The sequence below is a fragment of the Curtobacterium sp. SGAir0471 genome, from assembly GCF_005490985.1.
Lineage (GTDB): Bacteria > Actinomycetota > Actinomycetes > Actinomycetales > Microbacteriaceae > Curtobacterium.
The window spans coordinates 2,921,183-2,937,895 of the sequence record NZ_CP027869.1; the positions used below are offsets into that span (position 1 = coordinate 2,921,183).

At 72.7% G+C, this 16,713-nt stretch carries 17 protein-coding genes; 7 read left to right on the top strand and 10 right to left on the bottom strand.

Translation table 11 applies throughout. From position 1 onward, the window contains the following. The first annotated feature begins 8 nt into the window (after positions 1 to 8). From C1N91_RS13550 to C1N91_RS13565, 4 genes are all read left to right on the top strand, one after another. A complete protein-coding gene (locus tag C1N91_RS13550) occupies positions 9 to 1,277 on the top strand; it encodes a sensor histidine kinase (RefSeq protein ID WP_137768149.1) in 1,269 nt (422 codons plus the stop codon). After that, a complete protein-coding gene (locus C1N91_RS13555) occupies positions 1,259 to 1,972 on the top strand; it encodes a response regulator (protein WP_137768150.1) in 714 nt (237 codons plus the stop codon). The genes C1N91_RS13550 and C1N91_RS13555 overlap by 19 nt, the downstream gene beginning before the upstream one ends. A 140-nt stretch (positions 1,973 to 2,112) precedes the next feature. After that, positions 2,113 to 2,994: an ABC transporter ATP-binding protein gene (locus C1N91_RS13560; RefSeq protein ID WP_137768151.1), complete on the top strand. Its 882-nt coding sequence runs from the start codon at positions 2,113 to 2,115 to the stop codon at positions 2,992 to 2,994. Then, complete coding sequence (locus C1N91_RS13565; RefSeq protein ID WP_137768152.1) at positions 2,991 to 4,067, top strand: ABC transporter permease; 1,077 nt, start codon at positions 2,991 to 2,993, stop codon at positions 4,065 to 4,067. The genes C1N91_RS13560 and C1N91_RS13565 overlap by 4 nt, the downstream gene beginning before the upstream one ends. A 108-nt stretch (positions 4,068 to 4,175) precedes the next feature. Here the strand turns inward: C1N91_RS13565 and C1N91_RS13570 are convergent, their stop codons facing one another. Further along, positions 4,176 to 5,240, bottom strand: coding sequence for a YeiH family protein (locus C1N91_RS13570; protein WP_175416031.1), 1,065 nt, complete (start codon positions 5,238 to 5,240; stop codon positions 4,176 to 4,178). 28 nt (positions 5,241 to 5,268) lie between these two features. Continuing rightward, the gene (locus C1N91_RS13575; RefSeq protein ID WP_175416032.1) at positions 5,269 to 5,883 is read right to left on the bottom strand and encodes an LppP/LprE family lipoprotein; all 615 of its coding nucleotides are present in this window, start codon (positions 5,881 to 5,883) and stop codon (positions 5,269 to 5,271) included. Between the two features lie 172 nt (positions 5,884 to 6,055). On the opposite strand from C1N91_RS13575, the gene C1N91_RS13580 reads away from it, so the two are divergent. After that, entirely contained in the window at positions 6,056 to 6,397 is a 342-nt protein-coding gene (locus C1N91_RS13580) for a hypothetical protein (protein WP_058727312.1), read from the top strand. Between the two features lie 97 nt (positions 6,398 to 6,494). Here C1N91_RS13580 and C1N91_RS13585 read toward each other — a convergent pair whose 3' ends face one another. Together C1N91_RS13585 and C1N91_RS13590 are read right to left on the bottom strand one after the other, a co-directional pair. Beyond that, positions 6,495 to 7,352, bottom strand: coding sequence for an ABC transporter permease subunit (locus C1N91_RS13585; protein WP_058749199.1), 858 nt, complete (start codon positions 7,350 to 7,352; stop codon positions 6,495 to 6,497). After that, on the bottom strand, positions 7,349 to 8,269 hold the full coding sequence (locus tag C1N91_RS13590; RefSeq protein WP_137768155.1) for an ABC transporter ATP-binding protein: 921 nt from the start codon (positions 8,267 to 8,269) through the stop codon (positions 7,349 to 7,351). The genes C1N91_RS13585 and C1N91_RS13590 overlap by 4 nt, the downstream gene beginning before the upstream one ends. 227 nt (positions 8,270 to 8,496) lie before the next feature. Here C1N91_RS13590 and C1N91_RS13595 point away from each other — a divergent pair, with 227 nt between their 5' ends. Then, the gene (locus C1N91_RS13595; protein ID WP_058727314.1) at positions 8,497 to 8,955 is read left to right on the top strand and encodes a DUF4383 domain-containing protein; all 459 of its coding nucleotides are present in this window, start codon (positions 8,497 to 8,499) and stop codon (positions 8,953 to 8,955) included. A 138-nt stretch (positions 8,956 to 9,093) separates the two neighbouring features. Here the strand turns inward: C1N91_RS13595 and C1N91_RS13600 are convergent, their stop codons facing one another. From C1N91_RS13600 to C1N91_RS13610, 3 genes are read right to left on the bottom strand one after another with little or no spacing between them, the layout of a single operon-like run. Then, positions 9,094 to 10,035 carry a 3-oxoacyl-ACP synthase III family protein gene (locus C1N91_RS13600; RefSeq protein WP_137768156.1) on the bottom strand — a complete coding sequence of 314 codons (942 nt, stop codon included), beginning with the start codon at positions 10,033 to 10,035 and terminating at the stop codon, positions 9,094 to 9,096. Continuing rightward, on the bottom strand, positions 10,032 to 10,886 hold the full coding sequence (locus C1N91_RS13605; RefSeq protein WP_137768157.1) for an MBL fold metallo-hydrolase: 855 nt from the start codon (positions 10,884 to 10,886) through the stop codon (positions 10,032 to 10,034). The genes C1N91_RS13600 and C1N91_RS13605 overlap by 4 nt, the downstream gene beginning before the upstream one ends. After that, positions 10,879 to 11,892, bottom strand: coding sequence for an NAD-dependent epimerase/dehydratase family protein (locus C1N91_RS13610; RefSeq protein WP_137768158.1), 1,014 nt, complete (start codon positions 11,890 to 11,892; stop codon positions 10,879 to 10,881). The genes C1N91_RS13605 and C1N91_RS13610 overlap by 8 nt, the downstream gene beginning before the upstream one ends. Before the next feature lie 45 nt (positions 11,893 to 11,937). Here C1N91_RS13610 and C1N91_RS13615 point away from each other — a divergent pair, with 45 nt between their 5' ends. Then, a complete protein-coding gene (locus C1N91_RS13615) occupies positions 11,938 to 13,173 on the top strand; it encodes a glycosyltransferase (RefSeq protein ID WP_137768159.1) in 1,236 nt (411 codons plus the stop codon). Between the two features lie 56 nt (positions 13,174 to 13,229). Here C1N91_RS13615 and C1N91_RS13620 read toward each other — a convergent pair whose 3' ends face one another. Genes C1N91_RS13620 through C1N91_RS13630 form a run of 3 tightly spaced genes read right to left on the bottom strand, consistent with a single transcriptional unit; the run spans position 13,230 to position 16,590 of the window. Then, positions 13,230 to 14,387: a Gfo/Idh/MocA family protein gene (locus C1N91_RS13620; protein ID WP_137768160.1), complete on the bottom strand. Its 1,158-nt coding sequence runs from the start codon at positions 14,385 to 14,387 to the stop codon at positions 13,230 to 13,232. Continuing rightward, positions 14,384 to 15,226 carry a sugar phosphate isomerase/epimerase family protein gene (locus C1N91_RS13625; RefSeq protein WP_254678262.1) on the bottom strand — a complete coding sequence of 281 codons (843 nt, stop codon included), beginning with the start codon at positions 15,224 to 15,226 and terminating at the stop codon, positions 14,384 to 14,386. Before C1N91_RS13625 ends, C1N91_RS13620 begins: the two co-directional genes overlap by 4 nt. Further along, a complete protein-coding gene (locus tag C1N91_RS13630) occupies positions 15,223 to 16,590 on the bottom strand; it encodes an MFS transporter (RefSeq protein WP_137768161.1) in 1,368 nt (455 codons plus the stop codon). Before C1N91_RS13630 ends, C1N91_RS13625 begins: the two co-directional genes overlap by 4 nt. Positions 16,591 to 16,713: the final 123 nt, after the last annotated feature.

The window sequence follows — 16,713 nt, forward strand, 5'->3', positions numbered from 1 at the left end:
TTGCCCGCATGGGGAGGACGACGGAGAGGTGGGCCCGGCTGCCCGTCGGGCCGCGGGAGCACCGCCAGGACGAACTGCTCGCGCTGGTGCTCGGCGTCGGCCTGGCCGTCACGACGACGCTGTACGGCGCCGCGGGCGTGTACGAGGACGAGCAGGCACCGTGGTGGGTCTCGGCGCTGATGGTCGTCGCGAACGCCGCACCGATCGCGTTCCGCCGCCGGTGGCCGATGACGGTCGCCGTCGTGTCCGCGCTGGCGTTCGCCGCGACGCAGCTGCTCCACGTGCCCGAGATCGTCCTCGTCAACTTCACCCTCTTCATCGCGCTCTACACGGTGGGCGCCTGGTGCTCGGACCGCGTCCGTGCCGAGGCGGTCCGCTGGGTGATCATCGGGGGGATGTTCGCCTGGGTGTTCGTCTCGCTCTCGTTCGGGTGGGCGGTGCCGAGTGCCCTGCCGAACGACGAGGACGCGCTCATCCCGCCGTACGTCGCGTACTCGCTGGTCAACATCCTGATCAACGTGCTGTACTTCGGCGGTGCCTGGTACGCGGGCAACCGGGCGTGGGCGGCCGCGGGCGCCAAGCACGACCTCCGAGAGCGCACCGCCGAGCTCGCGGCCGAGCGGGAGCGCACGGCGGCCCAGGCGGTCACCCTCGAGCGGGTCCGGATCGCCCGCGAACTGCACGACGTGGTCGCGCACCACGTGTCGCTGATGGGCGTCCAGGCCGGAGCCGCGCGCCGCGTGGTCGACCGCGATCCTGCGCAGGCGACCGCCTCGCTCACCGTCGTCGAGGACAGCGCCCGCACGGCGGTCGAGGAACTCCGTCGCATGCTCGGCACCCTGCGCGAGGACGACCGGGGTGCGAGCGCGACCGACACGGCACCGAGCACGGCAGGCCTCGGCCGGGTGCCGGAACTCGTCGAGGCCCTGCGGACCGCGGGCCACGACGGCGACCTCGTGGTCGTCGGCGACGAACGCCCGGTCCCGCCGACCGTCGGCGCGGTGGCGTTCCGGATCGCGCAGGAGGCCGTGACGAACGTCGTGAAGCACGCCGGGCCGACCGCCAGGGCCGACCTGCGGCTGCGCTACCTCGACGACGGCATCGAGGTCGAGGTCACGGACGACGGACACGGCGCCCGAGCGGCCCGCAGCACGAGCGGCAGCGGGCTGGGACACGTCGGGATGCGGGAACGCGTCGCCGCGGTGGGTGGACGCATCGAGATCGGGCCGCGTGCCCGGGGAGGGTACCTGGTACGGGCATGGCTGCCGACGACCTGACGATCGTGCTCGCGGACGACCAGGACCTGGTGCGCGCCGGCTTCCGCGTCATCCTGGAGTCCGAGCCGGGCTTCCGGGTGGTCGGCGAGGCCCCGGACGGAGCCGCCGCGGTCGACGCCGTCGTCGCACTGCGGCCGGACGTGGTGTGCCTCGACGTGCAGATGCCGGGCGTCGACGGGCTCGAGGCGGCACGGCGGATCGGTGCGCTGCCGGATCCTCCGGCGGTCCTCGTGCTCACCACGTTCGACGACGACGACGCCCTCTTCCAGGCGCTCGAGGCGGGGGCGAGCGGGTTCCTGCTGAAGAACGCCTCCCCCGAACGGCTGATCGACGCCGTCCGGACGATCGCAGCCGGGGACGCGTTGCTCGCCCCCGACGTCACCCGTCGGGTGATCAGCCGCGCGACCGCCGGTCACGGGCCGGACTGCCCCGGGGCCGACGGCGGCGACGGTGGGACGGCCGCTCCGGAGACCGGCGCGGCCGCGATCGCCGCGGCCGGCCTCACCGAGCGCGAGGCCGAGGTGCTGCGCCTGCTCTCCCGCGGGTACAGCAACGCCGAGATCGCCCGCGAGCTCTTCGTCGGCGAGGCCACCGTGAAGACGCACGTGTCGAACGTCCTGCAGAAGACCGGAGTGCGGGACCGGATCCAGGCGGTCGTCTGGGCCTTCGAACGGGGCGTCGCCTCCGCGAGCTGACGGAGCGCCGACGGAGTCCGCTCCCCCGTGCGGTGGAGCCGAGGCTCCGGGAAGTCCCACCTCGTGCCGGAGGTGGGACGGGCCTGCCGGACCGTAGCGTCGAGACGTCGGCGAGGACCGCCGGCGGAAGGGGACGGGCGATGCTCACCATCGAAGGGGTCACGAAGCACTTCGGCGACCGCCGGGTGCTCGACGACGTGGGGTTCTCGGTCGGCAGCGGTCGGCTGACCGGGTTCGTCGGCGGCAACGGCGCCGGCAAGACGACGACCATGCGGATCCTGCTCGGCGTGCTGCAGGCGGACAGTGGACGGGTGTCGATCGACGGCAGCGAGGTCGGGCCGACCGACCGCCGCCGCTTCGGCTACATGCCCGAGGAACGCGGGCTCTACCCGAAGATGGCGGTCGCCGAGCAGATCACCTACCTGGCGCGTCTGCACGGCGTCGACAAGCGGACCGCCGGGCAGCGCACGGGCGCGCTGCTCGAACGCCTCGACCTCGCGCAGCACGCGGGCGACGCCGTCGAGAAGCTCTCCCTGGGCAACCAGCAGCGTGTGCAGGTCGCCGCCGCACTCGTGCACGACCCCGAGGTCCTGGTGCTCGACGAGCCGTTCTCGGGCCTCGACCCGATGGCCGTCGACACCGTGCTCGGCGTCCTCCGCGAACAGGCCGCCACGGGCGTCCCGGTGCTCTTCTCGAGCCACCAGCTCGACGTGGTCGAACGGCTCTGCGACGACGTGGTCGTGATCGCCGACGGCACGATCCGCGCCGCCGGCTCCCAGGAGGACCTGCGCCGCAGCGCCGGGCCCGCCGCGTGGGAGCTGCTCGTCGACGGCGACGTCGCCTGGCTCCGCGACGAACCGGGTGTTACCGTGCGCGAGTTCGACGGCGGCTACGCCGTGTTCGAGGCCGACGACACCACCGCGCAGCGCGTCCTGCAACGCGCCGTCCAGCACGGCACGGTGGGGTCGTTCGCCCCGCGGGTGCCCCGGCTCAGCGAGGTCTTCCGGGAGGTCGTCCGATGAACAGCTCCTTCGTGCAGGCGGTGCAGCTCGTGACTGCCCGCGAGATCCAGGCCCGCCTCCGCAGCAAGGCCTTCGTGGTCTCGGCGGCGATCCTGCTGGTGGTCGTCGTCGCCTCGATCGTGATCGGCGGCATCGTCGGCAAGGCCACCGCGGACGACACGACACCCGTCGCGGTCGTCGACGGGGTCTCGCTCGAGTCCACCGACGGGTTCGACGTCACCCCGACACGCACGGTCGCCCAGGCCGAGCGCCTGGTGCGCGACGGCGAGGTCGATGCGGCGATCGTGCCGTCCGACGACGCCCTCGGCTACTCGGTCGTCGGGCTCGACGACGCTCCGACCGACGTCGTGGACGCCCTGAGCGTCACGCCCCGCGTGGAACTGCTCGACCCGGGCGCCCTACCCGCCGGACTCGTGTCGCTCATCGGCATCATGTTCGGCGTCGTGTTCTTCGCCTCGGCCGTGACCTTCGGCTCGTCGATCGCACAGAGCGTCGTCGAGGAGAAGTCCACCCGCGTGGTCGAGATCCTGATGGCGGCGATCCCCGCTCGGGCACTGCTCGCCGGCAAGGTGCTCGGCAACAGCATCATGGCGTTCGCGCAGATCGTCGCGATCGCGGTCGCCGGAGTCGTGGCGCTGGCGGTCACCGGGCAGGACAACCTGTTCACCCTGCTCGGCCCGAGCGTGCTCTGGTTCGTCGGCTTCTTCGCGGTCGGCTTCGTGCTCATCGCCGCGCTGTTCGCCGCGTCCGCCGTGCTCGTCTCCCGCCAGGAGGACGTCGGCAGCGTCACCATGCCGGTGATGATGCTCGTGATGATCCCGTACATCCTGATCGTGGTGGCGGCGGACGACCCGACGATCGTGGGGATCATGTCGTACGTCCCGTTCAGCGCGCCGATCGGCATGCCGATGCGGATCTTCCTCGGGACCGCCGAGTGGTGGGAGCCGATCGTGTCGCTGCTCGTGGTCGCCGCGTCGGTCGTCGTCGTGGTCGCCGTGGGTGCGCGCATCTACGAGAACGCGCTCCTCCGCACGGGCGGTCGCGTGAAGCTGGCGGAGGCGCTGCGCGGCTGACGCCGCCGCGGCGGACGGGAGGCACGGGGCCAGCTGGCACCGTGCCTCCCGTCCGTCTCGTGGTCGCGTGGGAGCGTCGGTGGACGCCGCCTGCACGCGCCCTGCCCGTCAGAGCTGGCCGAAGGCCGCCTGCACGCCCAGGCTCGTCCCGGCGACGAGCACCCAGAGCACGATGCCGAGCAGCATCGGCCGGAACCCGGCACGACGCAGGGCCGCGAAGTCCGTCGAGACCCCGACCGCGGCGAGCGCCACCGTGATGAGGAACGTCGCCGCCGTCGAGAACCCCGGAGCGGCCGCCGCGGGCAGGACCCCGGTGGTGCGGAGCAGCACGACGACGAGGAACCCGACCAGGAACCACGGGACCAACCGCAGCACGCGGACGCCCCCGGCGCGACGCGACCCGTCCGCGGTGTCCGGCCGCGTGCGAGCGGTGCGGCGTGCCTCCAGGCCGGCCAACCCGATCACGATCGGGATGATCATCAGCGTCCGGACCAGCTTGACGACGACCGCGGTGTCGGTCGCCTGGCGGCCGTACACCGTGGCGGTCGCGACGACGGACGAGGTGTCGTTGACCGCGGTGCCCGCGAAGACGCCGAACGCGTGCTGCGACAGACCGAGCGCGTGTCCGACGAGGGGGAAGACGAATACCGCAGCGATGTTGCAGAGGAAGATGGTGGACAGCGCGTAGGCGACCTCGGCGCTGGCCGCCCCGACGACGGGTGTGACGGCCGCGATGGCGGAGGCCCCGCAGATGCCGGTTCCGACGCCGATGAGCGTCCGGAGCGTGCTCGACACCCGGAGCAGCCGGCCGATCCCCCACGCGGCGACCAGGCAGACCACGAGCGTCGTGAGCATCACGGGCAGGGTCTCGCCACCGATGCGCAGGACCTCGCCGATCGACAGCTGCGCACCGAGGAGCACGACCGCGGCCTGCAGGACCCGGCTGGACGCGAACTTCACGCCGGGCTGGAGCCCACCGAGGTCGGCGGTCCCGTCGTCCTGCTGGCGTCGACGCCGCACGAGCCACCCCACCAGGGCGCCGAGCAGGACGGCCGGCACCGGACCGCCGACGACGGGGACCGCGCGGCCGACCAGGGTGGCGGCGATGCCGATCACGACGGCGAGGGCGACACCGGGCAGGGCGGCGGTGATCGCCGGGCGGGTCAGGGTCACCCTGACATCATGCCACCGGCACGACGGCTCACGGCGTCGGTGGGACGTCCCCGGACATCACGACCCGGCCGGTGGCGTCGCTCCACGTGTAGGTCGCGGTCGCCCGGCCGGACGGGTCGGCGTTGCTGTCCGAGCCCTGCGGGTACCGGTACTCGACGCGGATCGCGTCCGCCGACTCCCGCGTGACCTGCGGGACGAACGGGTACTGCTCCTTCGTGGCCGTCCCGAGGTACGACCCGTCGTGGAACAGCAGGATCGCGACCGGGGAGCTCGCGGTGGCGTCGGCCACGCTGACGCTCACCGCGGACAGTGCGGCGCATCCGTCGTAGGTCGAGGTGTCCGCGTGCGAGGCGTCCCAGCGCGCGGACTCGAGTCCGGCGGGCAGCGGCAGGTCCGCGATCGGCCCAGCGGCGGCTGCGGCACCGTCGGACGGTCCGCAGGACGGCGTCGCGGTCGGTGCCGACGACCCCGTGGCGGGTGCAGCGCCCGCAGCGGACGAGGCCGACGGCGAGGGTGTGACCGTCCGCGTCACGGTGGCGGTCGGTCCGGCGTCGCTCCCGCCGGTGCACCCGGCGAGCGCGAGGGTGGCTCCGGCAGCGACGAGCAGCAGGCCGACGGGACGGGAGTGACGGGTGAGACGCATGAGACCACCCTGCTCCTCGCGCTGTCCGGACGTTCGTCCCCCGACCGCACCACCGGCTGGAAGCAACCCCTTCCTCCGGCGTACCATCCAGGCGGAAGCAAGGGCGGTTCCGAACACCTCCCGAGCGCCGACCTCACGGGCCGGTCGAGTCAGACACAGATCAGAGCACGCCGTGACCGAACACCTCATCGAGTACGTCGCCCGCGACCGAACGGGCATCACCACCGTCGTCACCACGACCGGTGTCTTCGACGTGGACACCGTCATCGACCACATCCGCGCCGGCCACGCCGGCTACTACGTCGCTGCCGACTCGTGGAAGCGCACGCCGGTCCGGAGCATGTCGTTCATCGGCGGCTCGTACCTGTTCGCGAACTGGGACGGCACGAAGCGGAACATGCTCCACGACCTCGCCTTCCGCATGCCGACGCGTGCGGTCGAGGTCGTCCAGCAGCCACGGCGCTCGTGGCGGCTGACGCGCGCCCTGCGCGGACTGTTCTCACGGGCGGCCTGACCCCCCGACTGCAGACGGACGGGAGGCGCGGTGCCAGCCGGCACCGCGCCTCCCGTGGCGTGCGTGGTCACGTCGTGACCCGTGGGCGGCTCCGTCGTCAGACGTCGCGCTTCTTCACCGCGGCCAGCGCGACCACGCCGATCGCGACGACCCACGCCGCCAGGACCCCGCCACCGGCCCAGCCGTCCAGCACGACGCCCTCGGGTGCAGGCTGCGCGGCGGAGCGTTCGTAGGTGTAGAGCTGGCTGCCGGCCTGGTCGGGCAGGAACCGCGACACGTCGAGGAGCCACTGCTGGTCCACCAGACCGGCGACGAGCTGCAGCACGATCGGCACGACGAGCAGCACGCCGAGCGCGATGGCGATGCCGCCGGCGCTGGAGCGGACGAGGAGCCCGATGCCGAAGGCGAGCAGGGCGATCCCGGTGACGTAGACCGACGATCCGAGGACCGGCATGACGACCGCGGGATCGGCCAGATCGGCGTGCACGCCCTTGTCCGCCTGGAAGAACGCGACGAGCGCGACGCCGATCCAGGTCGAGACGGCGCTGACGACGAAGGTCGCGACGGCGAGGACCACGGCCTTGGCGAGGATCGCACCCGTGCGTCCGGGGTCGGCCGTGAAGGTGGACCGGACCTGGCCGGTGCCGTACTCCCCGGTGATGATGAGGACTCCGAGCACCGCGGCGACCAGGACGGTGAACCCGACGGACGAGGTGCTCAGCAGGACGATCTGCCGGTTCGCGATCTCCTGCGTGACCTCGGCACCCTCTGGGAGTCCCATCACGGGGGCAGCGGCGCCGATCATCGCGCCGAGACCGATCGTGAGGGCGACGATGATGGCGTAGCACCACCAGGTGGACCGGATGCTGCGGAACTTGATCCACTCGCTGCGGACCAGGCGGCCGAACCCGAGGCCGACGCCGCTGGGCATGCCTGTGGCGGTCGCGGCGCTCATCGGGCGACCTCCGCCTGGTACTCGACCTCGTCCTTGGTCAGGGCCATGTACGCCTCCTCGAGGCTCGCACCCATCGGGGTGAGTTCGTGCAGCACCGCACCGCTCTGCGCGGCGATGGTGCCGATCTGCTGCGCGTCGGGCCCGACCACCACGAAGGCGCCGTCCTCGCGCGGGGTGATCGACGACGCTGCGGAGCCGACGGCCCCGAACAGCTGGTCGGGGTGCGGTGTCCGGACGAGGGTGCGTGCACCGCCGCCCTGCCCGCTGCCGGCGACGAACTCCGCGATCGGAGCGTCCGCGAGCACCTTGCCGCGACCGAGGACGACGACGCGGTCGGCGGTCTGGGCCATCTCGCTCATCAGGTGGCTGGAGAGGAAGACCGTGCGCCCCTCGGACGCCAGGTGCCGGGCGAGCTGACGCACCCACACGACACCGTCCGGGTCGAGGCCGTTGACCGGCTCGTCCAGGATCAGGGTCTTCGGGTCGCCGAGCAGTGCCGCCGCGATGCCGAGCCGCTGCCCCATGCCGAGGGAGAACCCGCCGACGCGCTTCTTCGCGACCGACTCGAGCCCGGTGAGCTCGATGACGTGGTGCACGCGGGACTTCGGGATGCCGTGCGTCGCCGCGAGCGAGAGCAGGTGGTTGGAGGCGCTGCGCCCCGAGTGGACGGCCTTCGCCTCGAGCAGCGCCCCGACCTGGCGGAGCGGGTCGCGGAAGGACCGGTACTCCTGCCCGTTGACCCGCACGTGACCGCCCGTGGGCGTGTCGAGGCCCATGATCATCCGCATGGTCGTGGACTTGCCGGCACCGTTCGGGCCGAGGAAGCCGGTGACGATGCCGGGTCGGACGACGAAGGAGATGTCGTCGACGGCGGTCTTGGCGCCGTAGCGCTTGGACAGATGCTCGATCTCGATCACGTCGTCCACGCTATTTCCGCGGGCCCGTCGAGCGCGTCCCCCCACGGGTGGAGACCCGAGGTCATCCCAGCGGAGGACTCGCGCGTGCCCGACCGCGCTGGACGACCACCCCGACGCCGCACCAATCCGGCTGCGCAGCTGCTCCGAAACCCCTGTACGACGACGACGCTGCCCCTGTGCGGTGACCTCGAGACGCCGTCGTGGAACGCATTCGGAAGGACAGCACCATGACCAGCAACGCAGCATCACCCCGCACCGGGTTCGCTTCGACCCTCGTCCAGAAGGGCGCCCTGCTCTTCGGCGTCGTCTTCCTCATCGTCGGCATCGCCGGCTTCATCCCCGGCCTGACCATGGACATGGGCACCATGTCGTTCGCCGGCAACAGCTCGATGGCCATGCTCCTCGGGCTCTTCCAGGTGTCGGCCCTGCACAACATCGTCCACCTGCTGTTCGGCATCGTCGGCATCCTCGCCGCCCGATCCGCAGCCGGCTCGCGTTCCTACCTGCTCATCGGCGGCATCATCTACGCCGTCCTGTTCGTCTTCGGCCTCTTCGTCGCGAACATGGCGGGCGCGGCGAACTTCGTCCCGCTGAACAGCGCGGACAACGTGCTGCACGCGCTGCTCGCCGTCGCGATGATCGTCCTCGGCGTGCTGCTCCCCCGCGCGGGTCGCACCGCGCGTTGATCGACCTCGGTGGGCCGTCCGGTGCTGGGCGGTCCGCCGGACCAGCGGTGGCCTCCCCGGGGATCAGGGGCCATCGGGCGCCCCCGTCGCAACAGCGGCGGGGGCGTCGTCGTGTCCGGCAGCCAGGCTCACGAGACGTCAGAGGCGCAGCGCGAGGGCGTTCGCGGTCAGGCCCGCCGCCGTCCCGCAGAGCAGCACGGTGTCACCGCGACGGAGTCGTCCGTCGTCGAGGCACCGCGCGAGCATGAACGGCACCGACGACGACACCGAGTTCCCGAACGCCGCGACCTCGTCGACGTACTTGTCCGTCGGGATCCCGATCCGGCGCATCGCGAGCCCGATCGCCCCGCTGGCCTGGTGCGGGACGACCAGGTCGACGTCGTCGAGCCCGAGCCCGCTGCGCTCCCAGAACCGCGCGAAGAACCCGGGCAGGACCCGGAGCATCCCGGTCAGGGCACGGCGGCCGTGCATGTCGAACAGGTAGTCCGCCGGGTCTCCCTCGGCGTACCGCTGCGCCGGGTACCGGGACAGACCGCCCCGGAGCTCGGTGTCGTGGGCGTGCTCCGGCCAGGTCTGCTGCAGCGCCGAGAGCACACCCTGCGTGCCGTCCCCGCGCGTGAGCACCACGGCGGCGGCGGCGTCCGAGAACAGCTCGGCGGACTCGCGCTGCGTCGGGTCCAGGAAGCGCGACCCGACGTCACCGGACACGACGAGCACCCGCTCGTGATCGCCGTCCTCCAGGTAGCGGGAGGCGACGTCGAGCGCCGTGATGAAGCTCGTGCAGGTGGAGTTGACGTCGAGGGCGGCCGCCCGGGCGTCGGGTGCGACCCGCTCCATCACGAGTGCCGCCGTGCACGGGATCGGCTGCACGCCCGCGGCGCAGGCGGCGATCACCAGGTCGAGGTCGGCGGCGTCGATGCCGGCGCGCTCGATCGCGCGCGAGGCTGCCTCGGCGAGCATGTCGAGCTGTGACACGTCGTCGGCGATCCGGTAGCGCGTGACGGTCCGGGTGCCGCTGCCGTAGGTGACCCTCCGGTCGGGCAGTGCCGTCCCCCAGCCGGCGATGGCGCAGTGCTTCATGGTCCCCCTCGGTCCTCGTCGTCGTCGGCGAGCAGGTCCACCCCGGTCCGGTGCTCGTCGTGGCTGAACAGCAGTCTGACACCCGCGCGCTCGAGTGCGAGCAGGCGCTCGGCGGTGTCGCGCTGCGCTCCGGAGTCGTGCGCGACCGCGCGCGGCAGGAGACGCAGGTCGTGTTCCCGCCCGAGCAGGTCACGGCTCCACGCGGCGTCGCCCGCGAGCAGCACGCGGTCCTCCACCAGCAGGCCGAGGTGTCCGTCCGCGTGTCCGGGCAGGCGGACGAGGCGGGTGCGACCGTCCCCGAACGGGTCGGCCGTCGCGAGTCCGGCCCCGGCGAGCGGACCGGTCGGGGCGGGGCCGAAGGCGCTGTCCGGGACGACCCGGAGCCGGTCGACGAGCCCCTCGGGCAGCAGTCCGCGCAGCTGCCCGGCGAGCAGCCGTGGGCGGGCGACGCTGCGGGCGATGCCCTCGGTGACGAACACCGTGGCGTGCGGGACGGCGGCGAGTCCGCCGACGTGGTCGGGGTGCAGGTGGGACAGGACGACGTGCGTGACGGCGTCCGTGTCGACGGCGTCGGCGAGCGTGCTGCCCGTCGGGACCACGGGTGGGAGCAGGCGTCGGTACGCCCACCCGGCCGCACCGGTCCGCCACGGCAGGGGTGCGTACCCGGTGTCGAACAGGACGGTGCGGTCCGGACCGGTCCAGGTGAAGACGTTCGCGGGGAAGACCCGGCGTCCGCGCGGGGCACCGCGGACGAGCCCGCGCAGGTCGTGGGTCGTCCACCCGCAGGCGGCGGCGCGCAGGACGCCGCGCGGGCGCTCCGCCACGCGACCGTCCGACGGACGCTCAGTCACGCGGCTGCTCCCCCACGCGACGGCCCCGCTGCCCGGCGACGGCGTAGCTCGCCAGTGCCGCGTCGAGCCCGACGACGGGCTCGTAGCCGAGCACCCGCCGCGCTCGGGTCAGGTCGAGCGTCTGCGAGTGCGTGATCGTCGACACCGTGTACCGGGTGATCGGTGGTTCCGGCTGTCCGGGCAGCACCGTGCACACGGCCTCGAGCACGGCGGCCAGCGCGGACACCGGCCCGGCGGGCAGGCGCAGGTACCGCGGGCGCACCCCGAGTCCGGTGAGCAGCTGGTCGAGGAGCTCGACGAACGGGCGCGGGTCCCCGTTCGTGATGTTGAAGGCGAGCCCGGCGGCCTCCGGTACCTCGGCGGCGAGCCGGACGGCGTGTGCGACGTTCTCGACGGCGGTCAGGTCGACGAGTCCGCGTCCGCCGCGCAGGAGCGGTACCCCGACCCGGTCGTGCACGCGCAGCAGCCTCGGCACGAGTCCGGTGTCCCCCGCGCCGACGATGCCGCGGGGGCGCAGGACGACGATCTCGGGTCCGTCGGGGTCGCCGCTCGCGGCACGGAGGAGTGCCTCCGCGTGCAGCTTCGAGCGGATGTAGTGGTTCATCGGGCGGCTCGGGTCGACCTGGTCCTCGCGGATGTCCAGCCGGTCGCGGGGTGCTGCGTAGATGCCGGGCGACGAGACGTGCACGAGCCGCCGCGCCCCGACCCGTCGCGCGTACTCGAGCACGCGGGCGGTGCCGGTGACGTTGGCGTGCTCGAAGGCCGACCAGGGCCCCCACGGCGAGCTGAGCGCGGCACAGTGCACGACGACGTCGGCGGGTACGTCCGAGCGGGCGAGGTCGTCGAGGGCACCGACGTGCACGTGACCCGCGGGCAACGCCTCGGGCCGACGGCCGGAGGCGGTGACGCGGTACCCGTGCGACCGCAGGGTCCGCACGACGTGACCGCCGACGAACCCGCTCGCCCCCGTGACCAGCGCGCGCTCTCCGCTACCCGTCGCCCCCACGGTCCCGATCCTACGGGCCGGCCGGGCGGCCCCTAGGCTCGGCTCGTGCGCATCGCGCTGGTCACCGACTACTACCTGCCGACGCTCGGGGGCGTCCAGACGGCGGTGCGCTCGCTCGCCGAGGCCCTCACGACGGCCGGGCACGACGTCACGGTCTTCTGCCCCGACGACCCGGCCGGCCCCGCCCACACGCCCGGCGGCGCAGCCGCGCCGGCTGTCGTCGGCCTGCCCGTGTCCCCCGTGTTCCGTCCGGACGGCTACCCCTTCGCCTGGTCCCCGCGTCGCGTCCGTGCCCTGCTCCGCCGCGAGTTCACCGCGCGCCGGATCGACGTCGTGCACACCCACTCCGAGATGTTCGCCGCGCTCGGCGGGCTCCGTGCCGCGCAGGACCTCGGCATCCCGGTGGTCCACACGATGCACGGCCGCATCGACGTCTACACGCGGAACGTCCTGCCCGTGCCGACCGTGACGACCGCACTGCTCGCCGTCCTGCACGCGACGCAGGTCCCCCGTCGGGGCGTCCACGTCGCGGCCGATGCCCCGTACACCCGCACCCGGACGGCACGTCGGATGTGGCGGGTCATGCTCGCACAGTCACGGGCGAGCGACCACGTGGTGGTCCCGTCGCGGCACTTCGCCGACAAGCTCGTCGACCGGGGCGTGCGGACCCCGGTGTCGGTCGTCTCGAACGGCATCGAGCCCGCGGTCCTCGACGCGATCGGGCCGGCGTCGGTCCGGACCCGGGCGGTCGACGAGCCGCTCCGGGTGCTCTGGGTCGGCCGGCTGTCGCCCGAGAAGCGCCCGGAGGTCCTGGTCGAGGCCGCCCGCTCGTTCCCGCCCGGCACCGAGGTCGACGTGCTCGGCGACGGCGTCGCGCGTGCCGCGGTCGCTCGGGCGGTGGTCGGCACCCCGGTCCGGCTGCACGGTTCCACCCCGCACGACGAGGTGCTCTCCGCCATGCGACGCGCGCACGTGCTGGTGTCGAGCTCCGTCGACTTCGACAACCAGCCGATGGTGATGCTCGAGGCCGTCGCCACCGGCCTGCCCGTGGTGCACTGCGACCCGGACCTCGCCGAGGTCGTCCCCGAGGGCGGCGGCTTCACGACACCGACACCGGATGCCGCAGGCATCGCGGCGGTCGTGCGGCGGGTGCACGAGGAGCCGGAGCTCCTCGAGCGGGCGAGTGCCGCCCTGGTCGCGGCCCGCGGCCGCGTCGAACAGCGCGTCGACGGACTGGTCGCGGTCTACGAGAGCGTCCTGCGCCCGTCCCGCACCACGTGACGGCCTGGAGGCTCCCCACCATCCGGCACCGAGCCTCCAGACCGTCGTGTGGCCGGTCAGACCGTGGCGGACGCAGCCTGCAGGGTCGCGGCGAGCGGGTCGAAGTCCTCGGGCAGCGACGCGATCGGCGCGACCGTCGACGCGACCTCGACGAACGCGCGGCGCGCGACCGACTCCTCGACGGCCACCATGGTGTCGAGCACGTGGTAGCCGACCTCGCCGGTCGCGATGTGCGCACCGCCCCCGCGGATCGCCCGTGCCATGTCGAGCACGCCGAGACCGCGGCCGACCGTCGGTTCCTCGTCGGACAGGGTCTCCCACTCCTGCTCGATCGGGAACGACACGTCCGCGCCGAGCGGTCGGGCGATGCGGATCGGGTGGCCTCCGCCGAAGGTGTTCGGGTCAGGGAGCACGATCGTGCCCTCGGTGCCGTTCACCTCGAAGACGCCGTGCCGGAAGAGCGGGGTGTCGAACGACAGCAGCGACTGCGCGTTCCCGCCCTGCTCGAACGACGTGAGCACCGAGAGGTGCGTCGGGACCTCGACCGGGAACTCCTGCCCCGCGTTCGGTCCGACCACCAGCTGTCGGGTGTCGCGCGACCGGGTCCCCGTCGCCACGACCGACGCGACCGGGCCGAGCAGGTGCACGAGCGCCGTGAAGTAGTACGGCCCCATGTCGAACAGCGGGCCGGCGCCCTTCGCGTAGAGGAAGGACGCGTTGGGGTGGAACACGTCCGGTCCCTGCCACTGGAAGCTCGTGACGGCGGTGAGCGGCGTGCCGATCGCGCCGGCCTCGATCGCGCGCTTGGCGGTCTGCCACCCGGCGCCGAGGACGGTGTCGGGCGCGATGCCGAGGCGCAGGCCGAGCTCGTCGGCGAGCGCCACGAGCCCGGCGGCGCTCGCGCGGTCGACGCCGATCGGCTTCTCGCTCCAGACGTGCTTGCCGGCGCGGAGTGCCGCCGTGGAGACCTCGACGTGCGTGGCGGGCAGGGTCAGGTTGACGACGATCTCGACGTCGGGGTCGGTGAGCACCTCGTCGCCCGTGCCGGACGCGGGGATCCCCCACTTCGCCGCCGTCGCCGCGGCGCGCTCGGTGTCGATGTCACCGATGCGGACCACCTCGACGTCCGGGAAGGTCGTGAGGTTCGTGAGGTACTGCTCGCTGATCATCCCGGCGCCGATGAAGCCGACGCCGACGCGTCCCGTGCGGGTCATGCGGACACCCCCGTCGTGGCGGTCGCGTCCGATCCGGCGAGCGTGGCGTGCAGCCAGCGGTACGACTGCTCGACCCCGTCGAAGATCTCCCCGTCGAAGCCGTCGAACTCGATGACGGCGTACTCGAGCGCGGTCGCCGCGGCCAGCGCCTCGGCCAGACGGACGTCGCCCTGCCCGGCCGGGGTCTGGTCGGTCGGCACCTGCGCGGTGGAGATGCCCTCGCGCATCGGGCCGTCCTTGACGTGCACGGCGACGATGCGGTCACCGAGCTCCTCGACGAACGGCACCAGGTCGATGCCCGCGGCGGACGCCCAGTACAGGTCGAGTTCGAGCACGACGCGGGGGTCGAGCAGGTCGGCGAGCACCCGCAGCGCGGGCTTCCCGTCGATCCGGGGCCGGAGCTCGTGGTCGTGGTTGTGGTAGCCGACGCGCAGGCCGTGGGCGGCGGCTTCCTCGGCGGCGGCGTTCAGTCGGGCGGCGACCCGCTCGACGCCCTCGCGGGTCGTCCAGTGGTCGGGCCCGACGAACGGGTCGATGACGATCTCGAGCCCGAGGGCCGACGCCTCGGCGAAGGTCTCGGCGTGCGACGGTGCGGTCATCACGGTGCCGTCGGGCAGCGGGATCGTCTCCTCGACCAGGAAGGCGTGACCGGTGCGGGCGCTGATGCCGTGCGCGTCGAAGGCCGTCCGGAGCTCGGCGGCGCGACCGACGAAGGCGAACGCCTCGACGGTGTCGAACCCGATGGCGGCGAGGCGTGCGACGCCTCCGTCGAGGTCGGGCGCGAGGGCCTTGTCGACCGTGTAGAGCTGGAGCGAGATGCGGGGTGCCACGGTGGTCACCGGACCTTCTTGATCGGGAGGATGACGAGCGCGCCGAGGAGCACGGCGACGCCGGCGCCCCAGAGCATGAGCGTGTAGTTCTGGCCGCCGCCGATGCCGAGCAGGAAGAGGCCGACCGCCGGGGCGAGCGACTGCGGCAGGGCGTTGGCGATGTTGATCACGCCGAGGTCCTTGCCCGGGCGCTCCGGGTCGGGGAGCACGTCGACGACGAGCGCGGTGTCGATCGCGGCGTAGATGCCGTAGGCGAAGCCGAGCACGATCTCGGCGAAGTAGAACCCGCCGACCGACTCGACGTGGGCGAGGATGATGAGGCCGACGGCGGTGAGCGCCGTGGAGCCCCAGACGAACACCTTGCGGCGACGGACGCGGTCCGACACCCAACCGGACACCGCGGCGCTGACGAGCAGGGCGACCGTGTAGAGGAGCACGCCGAAGGCGACGGTCGCGGTGGCCTCGGCGACGTCCTTGATCCCGATCTGCTCCTGCATGTAGAGCAGGCGGTAGGTCGTGAACATGAACGTGCCGAAGGTGATGAGGAACCGGCCCCACCAGGCGAGCCCGAAGTCGGGGTGCTTGATCGGGTTGGTCCAGAACGACGCGATGAGCGTGAGCCAGCTGAAGGGCTTGGTGGTGGCCGGGAGCTCGTCGCGGGCGACGACCGCGTAGACGAGGATCACGACGATCGCCAGGATGCCCGGCGCGATGAAGAGCACCGGCAGGTTGCCGACCAGGTACACGGCGAGGTAGAGGCCGGCGAGGATCGCGATGTTCTGCGCGAGGGCGATGACGCTCGAGGCCTTGCCGCGCTGGAACTCCGGCACGTTGTCGGCGAAGCTCGCGGTCAGCGTGGCGAGGACGGCGTTCGCGGCGACCTGGGCGAGCACCCACGCGATGGTGAGCTGCAGCACGTCCGGCGCGAACGCGAGCCAGGCGAGGGCGACGACGAAGACGACGACGCCGATGACCATCCACGGCCGACGACGACCCCAGCGGGTGCGGGTGCGGTCGGAGAGCGCTCCCGCCAGCGGGTTGGCGAGCAGGGCGCCCAGGGCACCGAACGGCAGGACCGAGCCGACGATCGTCTCGGGGCTGTCCGGGTCGAGCACCGTCGCCTTGATCGACATGCTCACGAACACCGGCGTGAGCAGTGCGGCGAAGAGGCCGAACTGGGCGAGGCTGAGCGCCCAGAGGTACTTCGGGCCGACCCGGACGGTGCTGACGCTCTGCGTGAGGCCCTCGACCGAGAACGCCCGCGATGCCGCTGCGGGGTCGGCGCTCGTGGCTCCGGCGGCCGCGGTGACCGGCGGGTTCGCGGTACCGGCGAGACCGGACTGCGGTTCTTCCTTCGACGTCGGTGTCGACATGACTCCTCCTCGAGCCATCGGGGGCGGGTGCCCTCTGAATACCTAGTGCTGGTAGGTGAGCAGGACAGTAACACTCAAAACCTTCCTGCGGAAGCTTTTTCTCGACATGTGTCGCGAGCGCCT

Coding starts and splice junctions, on each gene's coding strand:
- C1N91_RS13550 (WP_137768149.1), top strand. CDS start 9: ATGGGGAGGACGACGGAGAGGTGGGCCCGGCTGCCCGTCGGGCCGCGG.
- C1N91_RS13555 (WP_137768150.1), top strand. CDS start 1,259: ATGGCTGCCGACGACCTGACGATCGTGCTCGCGGACGACCAGGACCTG.
- C1N91_RS13560 (WP_137768151.1), top strand. CDS start 2,113: ATGCTCACCATCGAAGGGGTCACGAAGCACTTCGGCGACCGCCGGGTG.
- C1N91_RS13565 (WP_137768152.1), top strand. CDS start 2,991: ATGAACAGCTCCTTCGTGCAGGCGGTGCAGCTCGTGACTGCCCGCGAG.
- C1N91_RS13575 (WP_175416032.1), bottom strand. CDS start 5,883: ATGCGTCTCACCCGTCACTCCCGTCCCGTCGGCCTGCTGCTCGTCGCT.
- C1N91_RS13585 (WP_058749199.1), bottom strand. CDS start 7,352: ATGAGCGCCGCGACCGCCACAGGCATGCCCAGCGGCGTCGGCCTCGGG.
- C1N91_RS13595 (WP_058727314.1), top strand. CDS start 8,497: ATGACCAGCAACGCAGCATCACCCCGCACCGGGTTCGCTTCGACCCTC.
- C1N91_RS13600 (WP_137768156.1), bottom strand. CDS start 10,035: ATGAAGCACTGCGCCATCGCCGGCTGGGGGACGGCACTGCCCGACCGG.
- C1N91_RS13620 (WP_137768160.1), bottom strand. CDS start 14,387: ATGACCCGCACGGGACGCGTCGGCGTCGGCTTCATCGGCGCCGGGATG.
- C1N91_RS13630 (WP_137768161.1), bottom strand. CDS start 16,590: ATGTCGACACCGACGTCGAAGGAAGAACCGCAGTCCGGTCTCGCCGGT.